At 44.6% G+C, this 20,284-nt stretch carries 18 protein-coding genes; 11 read left to right on the top strand and 7 right to left on the bottom strand.

Annotated elements, in window-relative coordinates; all coding sequences use genetic code 11:
• The first annotated feature begins 26 nt into the window (after nt 1-26).
• The 11 genes from cooS to AB1401_05295 all read left to right on the top strand — a co-directional run bounded on the left by cooS (nt 27) and on the right by AB1401_05295 (nt 16,378).
• Nucleotides 27-2,069 carry an anaerobic carbon-monoxide dehydrogenase catalytic subunit gene (gene cooS, locus AB1401_05345; protein MEW6614872.1) on the top strand — a complete coding sequence of 681 codons (2,043 nt, stop codon included), beginning with the start codon at nt 27-29 and terminating at the stop codon, nt 2,067-2,069.
• A gap of 42 nt (nt 2,070-2,111) precedes the next feature.
• Complete coding sequence (gene acsB / locus AB1401_05340) at nt 2,112-4,325, top strand: acetyl-CoA decarbonylase/synthase complex subunit alpha/beta (protein ID MEW6614871.1); 2,214 nt, start codon at nt 2,112-2,114, stop codon at nt 4,323-4,325.
• 75 nt (nt 4,326-4,400) lie between these two features.
• The gene (gene acsC, locus AB1401_05335) at nt 4,401-5,747 is read left to right on the top strand and encodes an acetyl-CoA decarbonylase/synthase complex subunit gamma (GenBank protein MEW6614870.1); all 1,347 of its coding nucleotides are present in this window, start codon (nt 4,401-4,403) and stop codon (nt 5,745-5,747) included.
• 30 nt (nt 5,748-5,777) lie between these two features.
• Complete coding sequence (locus AB1401_05330; protein MEW6614869.1) at nt 5,778-6,671, top strand: dihydropteroate synthase; 894 nt, start codon at nt 5,778-5,780, stop codon at nt 6,669-6,671.
• Nucleotides 6,672-6,842: 171 nt separating this feature from the next.
• The gene (locus AB1401_05325; protein MEW6614868.1) at nt 6,843-7,397 is read left to right on the top strand and encodes a 4Fe-4S dicluster domain-containing protein; all 555 of its coding nucleotides are present in this window, start codon (nt 6,843-6,845) and stop codon (nt 7,395-7,397) included.
• Nucleotides 7,394-8,245 (top strand): CoB--CoM heterodisulfide reductase iron-sulfur subunit B family protein, encoded by an 852-nt coding sequence (locus tag AB1401_05320; protein MEW6614867.1) that lies wholly within the window; start codon nt 7,394-7,396, stop codon nt 8,243-8,245. Before AB1401_05325 ends, AB1401_05320 begins: the two co-directional genes overlap by 4 nt.
• Before the next feature lie 78 nt (nt 8,246-8,323).
• Entirely contained in the window at nt 8,324-12,751 is a 4,428-nt protein-coding gene (locus AB1401_05315) for an NAD(P)-binding protein (GenBank protein MEW6614866.1), read from the top strand.
• Nucleotides 12,752-12,789: 38 nt separating this feature from the next.
• Nucleotides 12,790-13,209 (top strand): hydrogenase iron-sulfur subunit, encoded by a 420-nt coding sequence (locus AB1401_05310; protein ID MEW6614865.1) that lies wholly within the window; start codon nt 12,790-12,792, stop codon nt 13,207-13,209.
• 86 nt (nt 13,210-13,295) lie between these two features.
• A complete protein-coding gene (locus AB1401_05305) occupies nt 13,296-13,964 on the top strand; it encodes a methylenetetrahydrofolate reductase C-terminal domain-containing protein (protein ID MEW6614864.1) in 669 nt (222 codons plus the stop codon).
• A 3-nt stretch (nt 13,965-13,967) separates the two neighbouring features.
• Nucleotides 13,968-14,855 (top strand): methylenetetrahydrofolate reductase, encoded by an 888-nt coding sequence (locus AB1401_05300; GenBank protein ID MEW6614863.1) that lies wholly within the window; start codon nt 13,968-13,970, stop codon nt 14,853-14,855.
• Nucleotides 14,856-14,881: 26 nt separating this feature from the next.
• Nucleotides 14,882-16,378 (top strand): DEAD/DEAH box helicase, encoded by a 1,497-nt coding sequence (locus AB1401_05295; protein MEW6614862.1) that lies wholly within the window; start codon nt 14,882-14,884, stop codon nt 16,376-16,378.
• A 60-nt stretch (nt 16,379-16,438) separates the two neighbouring features.
• On the opposite strand, the gene AB1401_05290 is transcribed toward AB1401_05295, so the two are convergent.
• The 7 genes from AB1401_05290 to AB1401_05260 form a co-directional block, all read right to left on the bottom strand.
• On the bottom strand, nt 16,439-16,807 hold the full coding sequence (locus AB1401_05290) for a transposase (protein MEW6614861.1): 369 nt from the start codon (nt 16,805-16,807) through the stop codon (nt 16,439-16,441).
• 36 nt (nt 16,808-16,843) lie between these two features.
• Entirely contained in the window at nt 16,844-17,044 is a 201-nt protein-coding gene (locus AB1401_05285; protein MEW6614860.1) for a hypothetical protein, read from the bottom strand.
• A gap of 77 nt (nt 17,045-17,121) precedes the next feature.
• Complete coding sequence (locus tag AB1401_05280) at nt 17,122-17,430, bottom strand: hypothetical protein (protein ID MEW6614859.1); 309 nt, start codon at nt 17,428-17,430, stop codon at nt 17,122-17,124.
• 204 nt (nt 17,431-17,634) lie between these two features.
• A complete protein-coding gene (locus tag AB1401_05275; protein ID MEW6614858.1) occupies nt 17,635-17,850 on the bottom strand; it encodes a type II toxin-antitoxin system HicA family toxin in 216 nt (71 codons plus the stop codon).
• The gene (locus tag AB1401_05270; protein ID MEW6614857.1) at nt 17,847-18,062 is read right to left on the bottom strand and encodes a type II toxin-antitoxin system HicB family antitoxin; all 216 of its coding nucleotides are present in this window, start codon (nt 18,060-18,062) and stop codon (nt 17,847-17,849) included. Before AB1401_05270 ends, AB1401_05275 begins: the two co-directional genes overlap by 4 nt.
• Before the next feature lie 368 nt (nt 18,063-18,430).
• Entirely contained in the window at nt 18,431-19,051 is a 621-nt protein-coding gene (locus AB1401_05265; GenBank protein ID MEW6614856.1) for a hypothetical protein, read from the bottom strand.
• Nucleotides 19,052-19,108: 57 nt separating this feature from the next.
• The gene (locus AB1401_05260; GenBank protein MEW6614855.1) at nt 19,109-19,894 is read right to left on the bottom strand and encodes a restriction endonuclease subunit R; all 786 of its coding nucleotides are present in this window, start codon (nt 19,892-19,894) and stop codon (nt 19,109-19,111) included.
• Between the last annotated feature and the right edge of the window lie 390 nt (nt 19,895-20,284).

Genomic DNA, 20,284 nt, shown 5'->3' with positions numbered 1-20,284 from the left:
GGCTGTTAAAGAAGGAGGCAAGAGAAATGGCATCAGAAGAAGCCAAAGAAACCTTGAAGGTTGTAGAAAAAGAAAAAAAGAAGATCAAACCCGAAGAAAAGAGTGTAGATTCTGCCACCATCCAGATGCTACATAAGGCTCAACAGGATGGAGTGGAAACAATCTTTGATCGGGCTGAAACCATGAAACCCTGCAATATTGGTATTCAGGGAACCTGTTGTAAGATGTGTGCCCAGGGTCCCTGCCGTCTTCCTTTAACCAAGAAGGATTTGGAAGGAAAGGATACCCGGATGGGACTCTGCGGGGCTACTCCAGAAACTATTGCTGCCCGTAATTTTGTCCGTATGATTGCTGCCGGGGCAGCTGCCCACTCTGATCACGGCAGAGGAGTGGCCGAGGTCTTTTTAGCCGCGGCCCGTAAAGAGTCAGAGGATTATAAAATAAAAGACGAGAACAAGCTCAAAGAAATAGCCGGAGACTTTGGGGTATCTAGCACTGTAGTGGTGGACGGCGAAGAGAAAGACCGGGATGTTTATGATATAGCTGTTGAAGTAGGCGAAAAGGCACTGGGTGAGTGGGGTAAGCAGGAAGGCGAGATCTATTATGCCAAACGCGCCCCCAAAACCCGTTATGAACTCTGGAAAAAATTGGATGTTATCCCTCGGGGTATTGACCGGGAGATTGTCGAGATCATGCACCGGACCCACATGGGGGTGGATCAGGATTATGAAAACCTGATGAAACAGGGCTCCCGGGCGGCATTGGCTGATGGCTGGGCAGGGTCCATGATGGCTACTGACATGCAGGATGTGCTGTTTGGTACCCCCTTTCCGATTCACGGGGAAATTAACCTGGGGGTTTTGAAAAAGGATCATGTGAATATCATTGTCCATGGCCATGAGCCCCTTCTTTCAGAAATGATTGTTGTAGCATCTCAGGACCCTGAGATGCTACAGTATGCAGCTACCAAAGGGGCTAAAGGAATTGTTCTGGCAGGCATGTGCTGTACTGCCAACGAAATTCTGGTCCGCCACGGTATGCCCATTGCCGGAAACTACCTTCAGCAGGAGCTGGCATTGATTACAGGAGCCGTGGATGCCATGGTGGTTGATGTTCAGTGCATCATGGAAAATCTGGCTAATATTGCTCAATGCTATCATACCAAGCTGATAACCACCAATACCCGGTGCAAGATTGCTTCCGGAGATACAATCCATATTCAATTTGACGAACACCATGCCCTTGAAGATGCTAAACGGATCGTCAAAACCGCAATCGATAACTTTCCAAACCGTAAGGCAGAAGTCCTGATTCCCAAGGAAAAAGAAAAGATGGTAGTCGGATTCAGTTATGAGGCTATTAATTACCATCTGGGCGGGACATTCCGCGGCTCTTATGTTCCATTGAATGATAATATTATTAACGGCCGTATACGCGGGATTGGGGGCGTGGTGGGATGCAACAATGCCCGTACCATGCATGACAGTGCTCATTTGATTGTTGTCAAGGAACTTTTGAAAAACGATGTCATAGTCCTGACCACGGGCTGTAACGCCATGGCCTGCGGGAAGGCCGGGCTCCTGACCCCGGAAGCGGCCAAGGTCTATTGTGGGCCTGGCCTGGCTGAAGTATGTGAGACTGTGGGATTACCCCCTGTCTTACATATGGGATCCTGCGTGGACAATAGCCGTATACTAATGGCTGCTACTGAAGTGGTTAAAGCCGGGGGGCTTGGAAACGATATCAGTGATCTCCCCGCCGCCGGATGTGCCCCGGAATGGATGAGTGAAAAAGCCATCTCTATCGGGCAATACTTTGTTGCTTCTGGGGTCTATACTCTCTTTGGGGTCAACCTCCAGGTTGAAGGGTCTCCAGTTTTCAAGGACTACCTGTTTAATGGGATGGAAAAGGTCTTTGGCGGCAAATGGGACCTGGTCGAAGACCCTTATGAAATGGCCCGCAAGATGATTGCCCATATAGACGCCAAACGTAAGGCTCTGGGTATTGATAAGGCTAGGGAGCGGGTGCTCATGGATATGGCTGACCGGCAGAAGCTGGAGGCAGCTTAATCTTTACTATAATGACCTCTTAAGAAAGGAGGATTTTTCTCAATGTCCAAGTTAGTTGCTTTTGCCGCCATTCAAGGCGCATACAATATCGTTTCCAAAGCTGAGGGGACTCTCAAAAAGGCACTGGAAAAACACGGGCCGGATAAGAAGATTGAATTCCCCAATACGGCTTATTATCTTCCTATTATCTATTCTATCCTTGGAATTCCGGTAAAAACCTTGGGGGATGCCCAAAAACCTATGGAAGTAGCCAGAAAACTTCTGCCGGCTCATGTGAAGAATATGTACCACCTGCCCTACTTGGGACCTCTGTTAGACGCCGGTATGGCTGCCCTTTTTGCAGAGGAGGTGGTAGAGGCTATTCGTTATCTGGAAGACCCTGGTTTCTATCTGGTCAGTGAGGATGTTGATGAGACCTCGGGAAAAATCTGGCTTGGAGCCGCTGAAGATACAGTCTTCCGTAAACGAGGAGTTGAATTTGTGGATGGAACCGCCCCGGGTTTTGCGGCTATCGTCGGAGCTGCTCCTGATCCTGAGACGGCCAAGTGGATTGCGGAAGAATACCAGAAAAAGAACCTCTATGTTTTCATGTGTGCCAACCAAAATGGCACCACTTTTTCAGAGCAGCTTCTGGAAGCCGGGGTACAGATTGGCTGGAATACCCGTCTGGTTCCCTTTGGACCTGATATCTCCGCTGCGGTGTTTGCCCTAGGTTTTGCCAACCGTGCGGCTATGGCATTTGGGGGGATCAAACCAGGGGATTATAAGAGGGTGCTTCTCTATAATAAGGACAGAATCTTTGCTTTTGTCAATGCATTGGGTGAGGTGAATGCCGAATGGGCGGCCAATGCTGCCGGTTGTGTCAACTGGGGGTTCCCCACCATTGCCGATACCGACATACCCGAAATTCTGCCTACCGGAGTCTGCACGTACGAACATGTGGTTGCTAATGTTCCTCACAGGGAAATGCCCCAAAAGTCTATAGAGATTCGGGGGCTTAAGGTAACCGTGGCTAGTGTGGATATCCCGTTGGCATATGGTCCGGCATTCGAAGGGGAGCGGGTAAGAAAAGACGATCTTTACCTGGAGATGGGTGGTGGAAAAACCCAGGCGGTTGAGCTCTGCAGTATGGCAGATATGAAGGAGATTGAAGACGGCCAGATAGAAGTAATAGGACCTGATATTAAAGATATAAAAAAAGGCGACAGACTCCCCCTTGGTATCTTTGTCCAGGTTGCAGGACGTCAGATGCAGGAAGACTTTGAGCCCATCCTTGAAAGGCAGATACATCACCTTATCAATTATGCCCAGGGTGTTATGCACATTGGACAGCGGGATATCGCATGGATCAGGGTTGGTGAACAGGCTGTGAACAAAGGGTTTACCCTCAGGGACATCGGGGTAATCCTCCATGCCAAACTACACCAGGATTTTGGCGCCATTCTGGATAAGGTGCAGGTCACTCTTTATACTAAGAAAGATGATGTGGACAAGCTGACCGCTACTGCCAGGGAAAATTACAAGAAACGCGATGCCAGGGTAGAACAGATGACGGATGAAGGTGTGGAGACCTACTATTCTTGCACTCTGTGCCAGTCTTTTGCTCCCAACCATGTATGCATGGTAAGCCCGGAGAGGACAGGTCTCTGCGGCGCTTATAACTGGATGGACTGCAAGGCTTCTTACGAGATCAACCCCACCGGCCCAAACCAGCCGGTAGAAAAGGGAGAATGTATCGATCCGAAATTAGGACAGTGGAAGGGTGTAAATGATTTTGTCTATAAGGCATCACGGCAGAATGTAACCCATTATAATTTCTATAGTCTTGTCCACGACCCTATGACTACCTGCGGATGCTGTGAATGTATCGCAGCTGTGCTTTCCGGATGTAACGGGATTATGACAGTGGGTAGGGACTACACTGGAGAGACCCCGTCGGGGATGAAATTTACGACTCTCGCCGGAGTTATGGGGGGCGGGGCATCCTCACCAGGGTTCGTAGGACACAGCAAATACAATATTTGCCAGCGGAAGTTCATTTCTGGAGACGGCGGGCTGCTGCGGATGGTCTGGATGCCCAAAGGGCTAAAAGAGGAACTCAGAGAAGGATTATTAAGGCGGGGAAAGGAATTGGGATGCCCAGACTTGATCGATAGGATAGCTGACGAGACGGTGGGTATCACCGAGGATGAAATTATGCCGTTCTTAAAGGAGAAAGATCATCCGGCGCTAAAGATGGAACCTATTATAGGCTGATCACGGTTTTGATTTGGCCCTCCCCCTGTGTGAGGGCATTTCTCTGTGTATAAAAGTTGAGGAGGAAAGATCGTTATGGCTCTTACAGGTATAGAGATTTTTAAATTGCTTCCCAAAACAAATTGTAAGGAATGTGGTGTTCCTACCTGCCTTGCCTTTGCGATGAATCTGGCGGCGGGAAAGGCTGAGCTTTCCGCCTGTCCCTATGTTTCTGAAGAGGCAAAGGAAAAGCTTGCAGAAGCCTCCGCTCCTCCAATAAGGCAGCTCACGGTTGGATACGGAGACAGGCAGGTAAAGGTGGGAGGAGAGACAGTTCTTTACCGTCACGAGAAGACCTTTTTTAATCCAACTGGGCTGGCTGCCCTATTAACTACCGATATGGATGCAGATACTGTTGATATGAAACTAAGGAAATGGGATACCTTCCAGTATGAGAGGGTAGGGCTAAACCTTAGACCAGAACTTGTAGCCGTCAAAGATACCAGTGGCGATGCAGGGAAATTCGAGGCACTGACAAAGCAAGTGGCAGATACCAGCAATTTCAGCTATATTCTCATGAGTGAGGATAGCGATGTTATGGCTGCAGGCATCAAGGCAAAGAGCGGAACGAACCCCCTCATATATGCTGCAACCAATGACAATTTTGAAAAGATGGCAAAATTGGCTGAGGAAAGCAGATGCCCTCTGGCGATTAAAGGTACTAACATTGACAACTTAATCGAATTGTCAGATAAGGCAACTGCCCTGGGGCTTAAAGATCTGGTGCTTGACTCAGGGGCAAGATCGATAAAGCAGGTTTATGAAGATCAGATTGCCATCAGGAGGGCGGCACTTCTCGCCAAGAACAAGTCCCTGGGGTTCCCTACAATTTCTCTCCCTTTTGAAATGGCAGAGACCCTGGAACAGGAAACACTTATCGCCTCGATGCTGATTGCAAAGTATGGCAATATAGCAGTGATGTCAGATTTCGATGGAGCGAGCCTTTTCCCACTTCTCCTGGAACGTTTGAATATTTACACCGATCCCCAGCGTCCCATGGTGGTGACACAGGGGATCTACGAAATCAATAATCCGGATGAAAACTCGCCGATTTGTATTACATCTAATTTTGCCCTTACTTACTTTATCGTTTCCGGAGAGATTGAAGGCAGCAAGGTCCCTACATGGCTTTTGATTATTGATACCGAAGGACTTTCAGTTATGACGGCATGGGCAGCAGGCAAATTCGTAGGCGATGCACTGGGGATCTTTGTTAAGAAGTGTGGTATCATAGATAAGGCTAAGACAAGAAAGATAATTATTCCAGGGTATGCAGCGTCTATCAGTGGAGACCTGGAAGAGGAGTTGGGAGACTGGGAAGTAGCAATCGGACCAAGAGAAGCTGCCCATCTCCCTGCCTACTTGCGACAGCTGTCTGCATAAGAAACTTTATAGGAAAAGAGAGGGGTAAGTATGTTACGAATCGGAGAGAATTTAAATGTAATGGTAACGAAGATTGGCACTGCCATGAAGGAGAAAGATCCCGGTCCAATCAGAGAACTGGCAAAAGCAGAAGCGGAAAAAGGAGTGAACTGGATTGACATTAATCTGGGGCCGGCAAGAAAAGGCGGACCTGAACTGATGGAGTGGATTGTAAAGACCGTTCAGGAGGTAGTGCCGGATATACCTCTGGCTTTAGACACATCTAATATAGAGGCTATTGAGGCAGGGTTGAAGGTCCATAAGGGAAGAGCGATGATAAACTCGATCATGGCAAGACCGGAAAGGATGGATGCTATGATACCCCTAGCTGCAAAATACAATGCCCAGGCTATAGCCTTGCTCTGGGGGCCTTCGGGGATGCCACGAGATGAAAATGAAAGGTCAGAACTTACTGTAACTCTGGTTTCTGCTATGCTTGAAGCCGGCATAGCCCCGGAGGATATATTCGTGGATCCCATTATGACGCCTGTTAACGTCCAGCAAGACCAGATAAAAAGCATGGTAAACTTTATGATGATGTTTCCCGATATAGCAGAAGCCCTGGCACCAGGGCTAAAATCCACCTGTGGTCTATCGAATGTCTCCAATGGGGCACCTGAACACTTGCGTCCCATACTGAATCAGACATTTATAGTAATTTTAGAAAAGTATGGGATGTACTCAGCAATCGTTGATGCCTTTGATGATGAAATGACCGCCTTCTGCAAGGGTGAGAGACCGAAGATCAAGAAGATAATCGAGGATATTTGTGATGGCAATGAACCTAATCTGGCATCATTGACAAAGGAAGAACTCGATTATGTAAAAACGGCGAAGGTTCTTCTGGGACATTCCTTATATTCGGACTCGTGGCTTGAACTCTAATTAGTTTTTAAACGACTGAAAGAATTATTCCCTGTTAAGAAAGCTTTCCTGATACAAAGATCGGGATTATCGAAGAAGCCTAAATCAATTAATCGAAGGGCGAATCTCGTGAAGCATGATTAACCGCGGGACGCCCTTTTTTAACGTGGGTTAATAAATATGGAAGCTAAAGTGCTGTTAGAAAGAAATAACGGGCCATCTTTTCTTCAAGAAATAGAGGATAAACGGGAGGTTGAAATCTCTTCCTGTTTTCAATGTAAAAAGTGTTCCAATGGTTGCCCGGTAAACTTTGCTATGGATATTATGCCTCATAAGATAATACATATGATTCGTCTAGGGTTAAAGGATGAGGTATTAAAGAGTTCTACCATCTGGGCATGCGCTTCATGCGAAACGTGTACTACCAGATGCCCAAATAATATAGATATTGCTAAATTGATGGATGCCTTAAGGCAGATAGCCACTGATTTAGAGTTTGATACGGCACAAAAAGATGTTCCTGTATTCCACGCAGCTTTTCTTTCATCAGTTAAGAAGAGGGGAAGAATTCATGAATTGGGTATGATAGGAGAATATAAATTAAAAACCGGAGACTTGATGAGGGATTCCATGCTGGGGTGGGAAATGTTCAAAAGAGGAAAGTTGAAAATCCTGCCTTCCGGAATTAGGGGAAGAAAAGAGGTTAGGGGTATCTTTGAAGAAGCTCAAAGGAGAAAGAAATCATGAGGGTTTCCTATTATCCGGGTTGCTCACTAGAGGGCAGTGCCCGGGATTACGATGAATCCCTTAGAAGGGTATTTGATGTGTTGGGCATTGAACTGAGGGAGCTGGAGGATTGGAATTGCTGTGGGGCAAGCTCTGCCCATATAACTGATGATTTTCTGTCAATTGCATTGCCTATGAGAAATCTGGAAATTGCAGAAAAAGAGAATGATGATTTGCTAATTCCCTGCATGGCTTGTTTTAACAGGTTAAAAAGCGCAGAAAAGGCGGCAATTGGTGAAATAAAAACGGATGTGAAGACATCCTATAAGGGTAAGATAAAGATTAAACATATTCTGGACTTTTTAAGCGAGGATGAAAACCTTGCCCTTATGGAAAGATTTGTTAAAAAGCCTTTAACAGATCTGAGGGTTGTATCTTTCTACGGATGTCTGTATGCACGTCCTCCGAAGATTACGGATGTAGCTGATTATGAAGACCCTAAGAGTATGGATAGATTGATAAATATTTTAGGGGCAGAAAGCAAACCATGGTCATTTAAGACAGATTGCTGCGGTGGCAATCTAGCATTGACCAGGATTGACATCGTAAAGAGATTGGGCAATAACCTTTTTGATATGGCAATTGAGGCTGGCGCTGATTGCATTGCGGTGGCGTGTCCTCTGTGCCATGCCAACCTGGATACAAGGCAGAAGGAGATATCTGATGAATATGGGAAGGGATACTATCTGCCTGTATTCTATATGACTGAATTAATAGGATTATCTATGGCTCATGGTGACGCTGAGAAATGGCTCCGAAGACACATGGTCGATCCAATGGAGTTGTTAAGGTCTGTAGGGCTTATGTAAGTCGTGAATCGTGAATGGCGAATCGTTTTTTATTTTACGATTAACGACTCACGATTCACGAATAAAGAGGTGGTTTAGATGTCGGATAGTAATCAACGAAAGATAGGTTCAGTAATGGTCATTGGCGCCGGCATTGCCGGAATGCAGGCATCTCTGGACCTGGCAAATTCTGGTTTTAAGGTATATCTGGTGGATGAATCAACGTCTATTGGTGGAAGAATGGCACAACTGGACAAGACATTTCCCACTAATGACTGCTCCATGTGTACAATTTCTCCCAAGCTTATTGAATGTGATAAACATCTCAATATAGATATAATAACAAATGCCAGGGTAGAAGATGTCCAGGGGGAGGCAGGTAACTTTAAAATAAAAGTGTTGAAGCGTCCCAGATTTATAGATGTTGAAAAGTGTAACGCCTGCGGTGATTGCATAGAGGTTTGCCCGGTAAATGTTTTTGCCGCATTTGAAGAGGAGCTGACAGACCGAAAGGCCATTTACAAAAACTTTCCTCAGGCTATACCCAGTGCTTACGCTATAGACAAAAAAGGGACATCTCCATGCAAGGCTACGTGTCCAGCTCATATACATGTTCAGGGATATATAGCCCTTATTGCAAAGGGCAGGTATGAAGAGGCACTGGCGCTCATCAAAAAGGACAATCCCCTTCCGGCAATCTGCGGAAGAGTGTGTCATCATCCCTGTGAGGGAAAGTGTACAAGGGGTAAGGTTGATGAACCGGTAGCCATCGATTTTCTGAAGCGCTTTGTCGCAGACTTAGAGCTTAAATCAAAAGAGAAAAAACTGCCAGAGATTGAAGAAAAAAGGGAAGAGAGAATAGCCATTATAGGTTCAGGCCCGGCAGGGTTAAGTTCGGCCTACTACCTGGCTTTGAAAGGTTACAATGTGACGGTCTTTGAGTCACTTCCAGTGGCAGGCGGTATGCTGGCTGTGGGAATCCCGGAGTACCGGCTCCCAAAGGACATACTGAATGCAGAGATAGATTATATAAAAGAGCTTGGAGTAGAGATAAGAACAAATATCAAGATAGGGGCAGACCTTACAATCCAGGACCTGCAGAAAGATGGATACAATGCCATATTTTTAGCGGTTGGATCTCATGTCAGCAGAAAGTTAGGTATAGAGGGAGAAGACCTGCAGGGGGTTGTTCACGGTGTTCACTTTCTAAGAGATATAAATCTTGGGGAAAAGGTTTCTCTTGGGAAAAGAGTTGCAGTAATAGGTGGCGGCAATGTTGCCATTGATTCTGTCAGAACGGCTTTAAGGTTAGGTGCCGAGGAGGCATTTATAATATATAGAAGGTCTATAGAAGAAATGCCTGCCAATGATGAAGAGATAGAGGAGGCAGAAGAGGAGGGTATAAAGATTCATTACCTTGTAGCCCCGGTCAGAATTTTGGGTAAGGACGGTAAGGTAGTTGGGCTGGAATGTATAAAAATGGAGTTGGGAGAGCCAGATGAAAGCGGGAGAAGAAGGCCGGTCCCTATCAAAGATTCAGGATTCGTTATGGATGTAGATGCGGTAATCCCTGCTATAGGGCAGTCTCTTGATACGGCATTTATGTCGCCTGAGATTGAACTAAAGCTAAGCAAAAGTAATACCATTGATATAGATCCTGTTACGTATGCTACAAATATATCAGGGATATTTGCAGGAGGGGACGCTGCTTCAGGTCCAGCCACTGTTGTCGAGGCTATAGCTGCTGGTAAGGAAGCCGCTGTCTCTATTGACAGGTATTTAAAGGGAGAGGATCTGCACGAAGGCAGGGGCGAGGCCCTGGAGGAGATAGAGGTAGATACCCATGGAATCGAAAGATCAACCCGCCAGAGAATGCCAAGACTCGACGTGAAAGAGAGGATAGGCAGTTTTAATGAAGTTCAGTTGGGGTTTTCTGAGTCCCAAACCCTTGAAGAGGCAAACAGATGCCTGAATTGTGGTATCTGCAGTGAGTGTTTACGTTGTGTTGATGCATGCACTGCAAAGGCAATAAACCACCAGATGAAGGAAGAGCTTGTTGATATAGATGTGGGCTCCATAATACTAACTCCAGGGTATGAAGAGTTTCATGCAGACATAAAAGGAGAATATGGTTATGGCAGGATGAAGAATGTGGTTACGAGCCTTGAGTTTGAGAGAATACTGTCAGCATCAGGACCCTACCATGGTCATGTTTTACGTCCATCGGATCAAACCACCCCAAAGAGAGTAGCATGGATTCAATGCGTTGGTTCTCGTGATGCTTCTTGCGGCAAAGAGTACTGTTCATCAGTTTGCTGTATGTATGCAACAAAGGAAGCAATAATGGCTATAGACCATGTAGAAGGTCTTGAAGCAACTGTTTTCTATAATGATATAAGGGCATTTGGGAAAGGTTTTGAATCTTACTATGAAACAGCGAAGAATAAATACGGTGTAAAATATATAAAGAGTATCGTCTCAAATGTAAAAGAGTTTCAAAAGACCAACAACCTTATGGTGAAGTACACCACGGATAACGAACAGATTAAAGAAGAAGAGTTTGATATGGTGGTTTTGTCTGTTGGTTTGGTGCCGTCACCCGGGACAAGAGAGTTGGCTGAAAAACTCTCAGTACAACTGAATCAGTATGGTTTCTGCGAAACTAATACTCTTGCGCCTAATGTCACATCAAGACCAGGGGTCTATGTTGCCGGTGCCTTTGAAGCACCTATGGATATTCCTGAATCGGTAATGACGGCTAGCAGCGCTGCAGACCTTTCGTCAGAACTCCTTTCCAGTGAAAGGGGGAGCATGATCAAAGAAAAAATCTATCCTCCTGAAAGAGAAATTGCTTCTGAGGAAGAGAGGGTAGGAGTCTTTGTCTGTAGATGCGGTACAAACATAGCAAGGGTTGTAGATGTACCTGGAGTAGCTGAATACGCCAGGGCACTCCCAGGAGTTGTTCACGCTGAAGAGAATCTCTTTACATGTTCCACTGATACTACAAGTAATATGATAAATATTATAAAGGAAAAGGGTATAAACAGAGTGGTTGTAGCATCATGTACTCCAAGAACCCATGAACCCCTTTTCCAGGACACCCTGAGAGAAGCAGGGCTTAACAAGTACTTGTTTGAAATGGCAAATATCAGGGATCAATGTTCCTGGGTTCATGCGAATTACCCAGCAGAGGCTACTGAAAAGGCAAAGGATTTAATCCGGATGGCAGTATCCAGAGCGAATACATTGGAACCCCTGCAGGAACTTCCTTTCAACGTTATCCCCCGTGGCCTCGTCGTAGGAGGCGGGGTAACAGGTATGACTGCTGCTCTTTCTTTGGCTTCCCAGGGGTACGAGACCTACCTTGTTGAAAAGACCGGTGAGCTTGGTGGTAATGCCAGGGATTTGCATTACACCCTGGATGAAATGGAACCAAGTAAGTATGTTGAGGAGTTGATTCAGCAAGTAGAGAAACAGAACAGGATAAAGATATTTAAGGATTCCCATATAGTTGAATTCTCCGGTCATGTGGGAAACTTTAAGACCAGGGTTTCTACCGGCGGGGACTTAAAAGAGTTGGAACATGGTGTGGTGATAATTGCTACAGGAGGGGTTGAGTACACACCTACAGAATACCTGTACGGACAGGATAAAAGGGTATTGACCCAGCGGGAACTGGAAAAAAAGATAGTGGCATCCAAAGAGGAGTTTAAAGATATAAAAGATGTTGTCATGATTCAATGTGTGGGTTCCAGAGACGATGAACACAGGTTCTGTAGCAGGGTGTGTTGCGGAGAGGCAGTAAAGAATGCCATTAAGCTTAAGGAGATTAATCCGGATATTAATGTTTATGTGCTTTACAGGGATATAAGGACATATGCCTTCAAGGAACTTTACTATAAAAAGGCGAGAGAGGCTGGTGTGGTATTTATCCGATATGATGCAGACAAAAAACCAGATGTTACCTCTTCTAACGACCAGCTTGAGCTGAAGGTGTTCGATGAAACCCTGGGAGCAGAGATTACCATAAAACCAGATTGTCTTGTCTTAAGTGCAGGTATCCATCCCCGTCCTGATGCAGAGGAATTAGCCACCACATTTAAGCTGCCCCTCAATATGGACGGTTATTTCCTGGAAGCCCATATGAAGTTGCGACCATTGGATTTCTCTAATGACGGAATATACTTATGTGGATTAGCCCATTCACCGAAATTCATAGAGGAAAGCATATCTCAAGCCAGGGGAGCAGTTGCCAGAGCCTGTACGGTTCTCTCTCAGGATCAGATGTATGTGAGCGGGATGGTATCAGTGGTTGATCAGGACAGGTGTGCTGCATGTCTTACCTGCGTCAGGGTATGCCCCTTTGATGTTCCGTCTATAAATAAGGAAGGTGTTGCAGAGATAGAGGCGGCATCCTGTCAGGGATGCGGCATATGTGCCTCGGCATGTCCACGAAAGGCTATAAGCCTGCAGAACTACAAGGACAATCAGGTTGTGGCAAAGTGTGCGGTTTTGTCTGTTGCATAGCAGCTAATCTATGATTAATAATAAAAGGAAGACGCTATATGAATGAATTTGAACCGAAAGTAATTGCCTTTTGCTGTCAGTACTGTGCCTATTCTGCTGCAGATTTAGCAGGTTCTATGAGGCTCCAGTACTCCCCAAACGTCAGGATTGTAAAGCTCATGTGTACCGGCAAGGTAGATGTAATACATTTGTTAAAGGCGTTTGAAGGTGGGGCAGATGCTGTCTTTGTTGCCGGGTGAGAAGAAGGAGAATGTCATTTCCTGGAAGGAAATCTGAGGGCAAAGAAACAGGTGAAGTACGCGAAAAAATTGCTGGATGAGATTGGCATTGACAGTAGAAGGGTAGAAATGTTCAATATGGGTGCATCAGATGCACAAAAATTTACAGGTGCGGCAGACGAAATGACAGAAAGAGCAAGAGAACTTGGCCCAAATCCCATAAGGGCAAAAAAACCATGAGTAGGGGCGAACCTATGTGTTCGCTTATGAATCGTGAATGATAAATGGTTTGCGATTCACGATTTACGAAGTTGAGAGGTGAAGGGATGATAGTTGCAGATAGAAAGCCTTTTGATGATATCAAGGCCATGCTTGAGGGTTTTGAGAGGATTTTAATAGTTGGTTGTGGTGAATGTGTTTCAGTCTGTATGGTTGGGGGAGAGAAAGAGGTTGAGATACTTGCCTCTCAGCTGAGAATGGCGGCAGGAAAAGAAGGAAAGAAAATAGAGATTGGAGAAGCAACCTTAGAAAGACAGTGCGATAGAGAATACCTGGAACTTCTGAAGGACAGGATAGACAATTATGATGTGGTTGTGTCTATGGCATGCGGTGCCGGGGTTCAATTTTTGGCTGAGATGTACGACCATAAGGTAGTCCTTCCCGCAACGAATACCAGATTCATCGGTGTTACAGAGGCGGAAGGGGTGTGGGCTGAAAGATGCAGGGCATGCAGCGATTGTGTACTGGCTGAGACAGGTGGAATCTGCCCTGTTACCATATGCGCCAAGGGTCTTTTAAACGGGCCCTGTGGTGGTACAAATGATGGGAAATGTGAGGTAGATAAAGGAAAAGACTGTGCATGGACCCTCATATATAACAGGTTGAACAAACTTGGCAGGTTAGACAGTATTCGAGAGATCTTTCCAGCAAAGAAATACAGTGTTCAAACTAGACCTGGGCGGAGAGTTCACGAAGCTTTCAAAGAAAAGGAGTAATTCATGGCAAAGTCATTTAAAGAAGCCCTTGATTCTGGAAAATTTGTTGTTACTGCAGAGGTGGGTCCCCCTAAAGGGGTCGACATAGAAGAGATGAAGCACCATATCGAGATACTCAAGGATAAGGTTGATGGACTCAATGTAACTGACAACCAAAGCTCTGTTATGCGAATCAGTACCCTTCCGGTCTGTCGGCTTATTCAGGAAGCAGGGGGAGAGCCGATCCTGCAAATGACTTGCAGGGACAAAAATCGTATTGCCCTTCAGGCGGAACTTCTGGGTGCGTATATACTTGGGATAAAAAATGTTCTTTGTTTGACGGGTGATTATGTAACGGTCGGGGATCATGTCGATGCAAAACCGGTCTTTGATCTTGATTCGGTACTTTTGCTAAAGGCAATTAGAGGATTAGAGCAGGGAAAAGACTTTGGAGGTAATGAGTTAAAGGGATCCCCTACTTTTTGCAAAGGGGCCATTGTGACCCCCGAGGCAAACCCCATTGAACCTCAGCTAATTAAGTTCGAGAAGAAAATCAAGGCAGGTGCGGAGTTTATACAAACCCAAGCTATTTATGATCTTGACAATTTTAAGAAATTCATGAAATATGCCCGTAAATTCGATGTGAAGATAATGGCTGGTATAGTCCTTCTCGTCTCTGCAGGTATGGCAAGATACATGAATGCCAACGTGCCAGGGATTTTTGTTCCCAAGGATTTAATAGACGAAATGGCAGGTGCTGAAAAGGGTAAGGCACTGGAAAAGGGTATCGAAATAGCAGGACGTATGATTAAAACCCTCAAGGACGAAAAAATTTGCGATGGGGTACATATAATGGCTATAGGGAAAGAAGGAAAAGTACCCGACATCCTGGCTGCTGCTGGTCTTCTTTAAAAGATTGTAGGACTAGAGAGAGCATTATGCCCGACGAACAAGAATTGCAGTTATCGACCCAGCGGGCGGAAAAACCCAAATTTCTGACCCAGACCAGGTTCAATGAACTCAACCTTCCCCCAGAGGTTCTTGCCGGACTGAGGGACTCAGGATTAACTTACTGTACCCCAATTCAAGCTCATGCCTTGCCCGTATCTCTAACTGGCAGAGATATAGCCGGTCAGGCACAGACTGGTACCGGCAAAACGGCAGTCTTTCTGGTAACCATCTTCACCAAGCTTTTGGCTTTGCCTAAGCGAAAAACCAACCTGCCTTCAGCCCTTATCGTTGCTCCAACCCGGGAATTGGCAATCCAGATATATGAAGACGCAAAGGTTTTTTGCCATCATACAGGTCTGAGCATAGCCCAGGTAATCGGAGGCATTGACTATCAGAAACAGGCTGAGACCCTACGTCAAGGAGCAGATATCGTCATATGTACTCCAGGCCGTATCATAGACTATTTAAAACAGGGCATCTTCAAAACCACCGGCATTAAAGTTGTAGTCATAGATGAGGCGGACCGCCTCTTTGACCTTGGTTTTACCAAAGATATGCGCTACATCCTGCGTAACCTCCCCCATTATGAAAAGAGACAGTCCATGCTCTTCTCCGCCACCCTCTCCTACCGCGTAATGGAACTGACCTACGATTACATGAACCTGCCCGAGTTTATCTCCGTTACGCCGGAGGAGGTGACTGTGGAAGGGATTGAACAATCGCTGTTCCACGTTGGAAAAAAGGAAAAACTCCCTTTACTCCTGGGTTTGCTAAAGAGGGAGGACTTAAACCAGGTACTTATCTTTGTCAATACCAAGGCCGGAGTGGAGTGGCTCACCCGTAAACTCAAGGGCAATGGGTGGCCGGCTGAGGGCATCACCGGTGACTTGCCCCAGCGCAAACGACTCAGCCTCATGAAACGATATAAGGACGGCAACATCAAGATTCTGGTAGCTACGGATGTGGCCTCGCGAGGGATTCATGTTGAGGATATCAGTCACGTCATTAATTACGACCTTCCCCAGGATGTTGATAACTATCTCCACAGGATAGGCAGGACTGCCAGGGCAGGCAAGACCGGGCGAGCCCTGACGCTCGTCTGCGAAGATTACGTATTTCGCCTGAAGCCTCTTGAGGAGATGCTGGGTTATAATATCCCTGTAGTCTGGCCCGAAGACGATTGGTTTATAAAAGACAAATCCAGGCCATTTTCAATGGAGGGAGAAAGGCGGAGAAAAAGCCCCACGCGTGAACACAGCCGTGGCAGAGACCGGGAGATGAAGAGACCTGCCCGACCTGACCACCGAAAGATACAAAAGAAGAGTAAAACCAGTTTCCAACCCGGCGGCCTGCCTGTGCCAGAATCCACTGCCGATTCCAAATCACCGACAGCCCAAAACGAACTTCGTAAGAAAAGGAAACGCCGCCGCAGAAAAAAATCCCCGACCCAGATGGGTGGAACCCCCGAATCGGCTAATGGTTAAGGTTAGCCATAAAATCCTTCGCCCTGAGTGAGGCCGAGGATGTCGGTCGTTTTCATCCCGTTAATTCGTGTAATTTTCATCAGATTCCCAGTTCAAAGGATTGGTTATTATGTATTCCCGTATTTTATTCAATTCCGTTTCATTGCGGATTATGTGTTCGTAGTAATTGCGTTGCCAGAGGGGGATACCGAATGTGCGGCGTGATTCGTTAATATCCTTTGTTGTCTGGTATTTAAAAAATGCAACAATTTGTCCCAATGTATGTTTTCGTATGTTCTTGTGTAGGGGCGGGGTTTCCCCGCCCTTTTTTATGGTTTTGGTCTCTGTTTTTGGTAAGGGCGAGGATACCTCGCCCCTACAACAATCATCTGCGATGAAAATGATACCGTGTATGTGATTCGGCATGATGATAAATTCATCCAATTCAATATTATTAAATCTATGTATTAATTCCGCCCACCATTTTTAAATCATTTCTCCCAAAAGATTTGTGTGGGTCTTCCCTTCTGCAATTTCCCCAAATAAACATTCCCTGTCTTTCGTGCATATCGTTACATAATATATTCCTGCCTGTGAATAATTGTATCCCTTCAAGCGGATTGAACGACGCTGGTGGATGTCAGAATTGTATTTCAGACCGACCTCGCTTTCTCCAACCGATTCCATACCAACCCCACCACCGCCTCATAGACTGCATCCCGTCGCCCTGGGTGAGTCCGAAGATATCGGTCGTTTTCATCCTGTTAATTCGTGTAATTTTCATCAGATTCCCAGTTCAAAGGATTGGTTATTATGTATCCCCGTATTTTATTCAATTCCGTTTCATTGCGGATTATGTGTTCGTAGTAATTGCGTTGCCATAATTTGCCAGCATTCAATCCAATATTTTTATGTTTATAAATGCACAAGGATTTAAAAGAACCAATAATATGACCCAATGTTGTTGTAGGGGCAACCCTATGTGGTTGCCCTGATTGTTGGTGGGGTTTATTTATTATTTCAGGGCGACCACGCAGGGTCGCCCCTACGGTTGCCCTCTTGGGTAAGGACAAGCCTTACCCCTACATTTTAAATGACATGGATTTTACCTTCTCCAACCGATTCCTTACCAACCCCACCACCACCTTATAAACCGCATCCCGCTCGCCCTAGGTCAAGCCGAGGATGTCGAAGACTATGTCGTTTAGGGCTTTGCGGTCAGGGAGGGGATTAGGCTTTTGCTTGCTGATGGGGGATGGGCAGTGTTGAGGTAACTTTTACACCAGTTCCTTAAGTTCGTCAAGTGTGATGGCTGCCTTTTTGATAATATTATTAAGTGTGCCCTTTTTGACTTCCTTATGCAATGGAACGACAACCGAAATGTTTCCCGCCAGATTGTGCATGAAGATATGGCTTCCCCTCTGATGGTCAACGATAAAGCCTTTCCTCCGCAAAGCTTTAACAACATCTTTGCCTGAAAATGTTTTGCTCAAAGAGTCATCTCCACTTCTTTCAGAATAACATTTGGTCTGGATTTTATCTGATTCAGTTTTTCGAGCCCTTCGAGATAAGTATGTATTGCCTCTTTCGCATTCTCAACAGCTTCTTCTTCAGTCTCCCCCTGTGTAAAACAGCCGTCCAATGCGGGCACGGTTACATTGAATCCGCCTTCCTCAGCAGGTTCAAGTATTATATTGAATTTCATAACAATTACCTCCTCACTTTTTCATTATACTGTATTCCCATCACACACTCCTAGCCTTCTCCCTCACCAACCTCTATCCCTTCAGCATTTCGTTCAATTTTGCTTCCCATTCAGCATAAAGCGAAAGCAACGCTTTGAGGGCATTTAAGTTGTCACCGTGGATAATGAGATTGTCATGGAGACTAACTTTGTCTGTAAGACCTTTATCTTTTTTCGGAATCAGCTCATGGTATTTGACCAACAGATGATGGTTTTGAACGAACGGTTTGCCTTTAAACTGAATCTGCGCTATAGCCTATCTCCAATTTTGAGATATATATCTTATTTGTAATATTAAACAAGACTTAAACGATTTTAATAGTCAATATCTATTCAGATGCTAATAATTTAGTTGCTTCTTTTAGGTCTAAGGATGCTTGATTCAAAATAATCAACAAGAGTTTATCTAATTCAAGCACTCTTCCATACTTTGCTTTTTCCTTGCCAATATCAGACACATCCCGACCTATGGCGCCACCTTCATTAATTGGCTTATTAGATACAGGATATTTTGAAAGTAACGTTAAATAGTATTGATTCTCCTGCTCTTCTAATTTTCTTCGATCTTCCATCAATTTTTTCAAGCCAGCTGGAAGGTTTGAATATGACGATGACGGCTCTGGTATTCTATCTATATATCTATAATTCCCTCTCCGTTTTGCCTTAAAAATAATTTTTCCATCTTCATATTCACTCATTATTTTTTTTATCAATTCTGTTAACTGTAAGTTATTTGAAGCATCCTTACTTTCCAAAAATAGATTAACTTCAAACTTTACATCGCCTAGAGCTAGCGAATAATCCCTTAATGAAATTCCCGTTTCAATATGCGCCTCTAATTTTTTCAATGCCCGGACGGCTTCTTTGGCTGATTCTGCGAATACTTGAATTGAAGAGAATACAATAATAAACATTAGAACCGCTATGATAAACAATTTTCTCAGCTTCATCTTATTCACTTCCTCCCTCTTTAGCTTTTTTCTCCTCTAGTAGATACCTTTCCCATCTTATTCTTGGTTAGTGTCTTTGTTTATCTTTACGGCTTTAGATTTAGCCTTTAAAGATACCTTACTTATTCGTTTTATATAGTCTAAAGCCTGCTTAGCCTCGTCACTATCTACAACTTCTCTTTTTAATATTTCGTTCTGTAAAATTGTTTTCAGAAAATCTTCATCTACTTTAACTGTGGGGCTGATTTTTTTTAATTCTCTCTTAAGTGATAGGAGTAACGGTTGGCTGAGTAAAATAGCTGCCAGAGAAAACTTACTTGTAACCTGTTTTTGTTGGTAAAAAGCCGACATTGACGACTGTGTAAATCCCTCTCTGCTCAGGTTTCCTAAGCACTCCAATAATTGTGGATCTTTGGGGTTCGTCTGTAATACATCCAGCTCATACACAAGGGATTTATCAATCGGTTGTTTAAAGTGAATTTTATATATTTGCCAATTGATACCATTACTTAAGATGACCCATTCAATCCCATGATTAGCTCCATAATCAATTGCCTGTTTGATATAGATGTCTTTAAGGGGGCTATCAATTGCTTTTGCCTCGATCAAAAACCGCACTTCATTTCCTACCTTTACAGCTAAATCCACATATGTTCCTCTGATAGCGAATTCTGTCGTTATCTCAAGGTATTTCTTATATCCCAGTATATCTGCTAGCATGTCGGCAATAATTACTACAGTATCAGACTCATTTATGTCCCGGTCTTTTGCTTCCACAAGAATTGATCGGTACTTTTTAAGTTGAGTAATTATGCGTTCTGTAACTTTCTTTGAAATAGCCATTTTTACCCCCTCATTTATGTTTTTAATTTTACCATTCAATCTCCCTGCCAAACGAGATAACCTTGCCATTTATTAATATAGTCGGGAGAGACCTATATTGTTTCATATTTTGGATTGTCACTAATGATTTTGATAATGTTCTCAGAGTATATTAACTGTAATCTCTTTATCATTATAGCACCATCCGATTCGATTTCATAAGGTTGAATTACTGTAGTAGATAATTCATACCAAAAATTGCAGGAACACTATACTTATTTATTGGTGATTGTAAAAGATTTGGCACCATAATATAATGGTGTCATGGACATAAAATCATTCGAACATACCGTAAAGACTGAGAATATAGCTTGGCGGTTTTTAGTAAAGTTGTGTTGGAAAAACTACCGT

Source organism: Thermodesulfobacteriota bacterium, assembly GCA_040757775.1.
GTDB lineage: Bacteria > Desulfobacterota > UBA8473 > UBA8473 > UBA8473 > UBA8473.
The sequence above is the reverse complement of the archived record's forward strand: the minus strand, read 5'-3'. Positions and strand labels throughout refer to the sequence as shown.

What these genes read in the sequence shown, in the direction of transcription:
- AB1401_05270 (MEW6614857.1), bottom strand. Translation starts at nt 18,062, where the DNA reads ATGAAATTCAATATAATACTTGAACCTGCTGAGGAAGGCGGATTCAAT.
- AB1401_05315 (MEW6614866.1), top strand. Translation starts at nt 8,324, where the DNA reads ATGTCGGATAGTAATCAACGAAAGATAGGTTCAGTAATGGTCATTGGC.
- AB1401_05295 (MEW6614862.1), top strand. Translation starts at nt 14,882, where the DNA reads ATGCCCGACGAACAAGAATTGCAGTTATCGACCCAGCGGGCGGAAAAA.
- acsB (MEW6614871.1), top strand. Translation starts at nt 2,112, where the DNA reads ATGTCCAAGTTAGTTGCTTTTGCCGCCATTCAAGGCGCATACAATATC.
- acsC (MEW6614870.1), top strand. Translation starts at nt 4,401, where the DNA reads ATGGCTCTTACAGGTATAGAGATTTTTAAATTGCTTCCCAAAACAAAT.
- AB1401_05320 (MEW6614867.1), top strand. Translation starts at nt 7,394, where the DNA reads ATGAGGGTTTCCTATTATCCGGGTTGCTCACTAGAGGGCAGTGCCCGG.
- cooS (MEW6614872.1), top strand. Translation starts at nt 27, where the DNA reads ATGGCATCAGAAGAAGCCAAAGAAACCTTGAAGGTTGTAGAAAAAGAA.
- AB1401_05260 (MEW6614855.1), bottom strand. Translation starts at nt 19,894, where the DNA reads ATGGCTATTTCAAAGAAAGTTACAGAACGCATAATTACTCAACTTAAA.
- AB1401_05305 (MEW6614864.1), top strand. Translation starts at nt 13,296, where the DNA reads ATGATAGTTGCAGATAGAAAGCCTTTTGATGATATCAAGGCCATGCTT.
- AB1401_05330 (MEW6614869.1), top strand. Translation starts at nt 5,778, where the DNA reads ATGTTACGAATCGGAGAGAATTTAAATGTAATGGTAACGAAGATTGGC.
- AB1401_05265 (MEW6614856.1), bottom strand. Translation starts at nt 19,051, where the DNA reads ATGAAGCTGAGAAAATTGTTTATCATAGCGGTTCTAATGTTTATTATT.
- AB1401_05300 (MEW6614863.1), top strand. Translation starts at nt 13,968, where the DNA reads ATGGCAAAGTCATTTAAAGAAGCCCTTGATTCTGGAAAATTTGTTGTT.
- AB1401_05285 (MEW6614860.1), bottom strand. Translation starts at nt 17,044, where the DNA reads ATGGAATCGGTTGGAGAAAGCGAGGTCGGTCTGAAATACAATTCTGAC.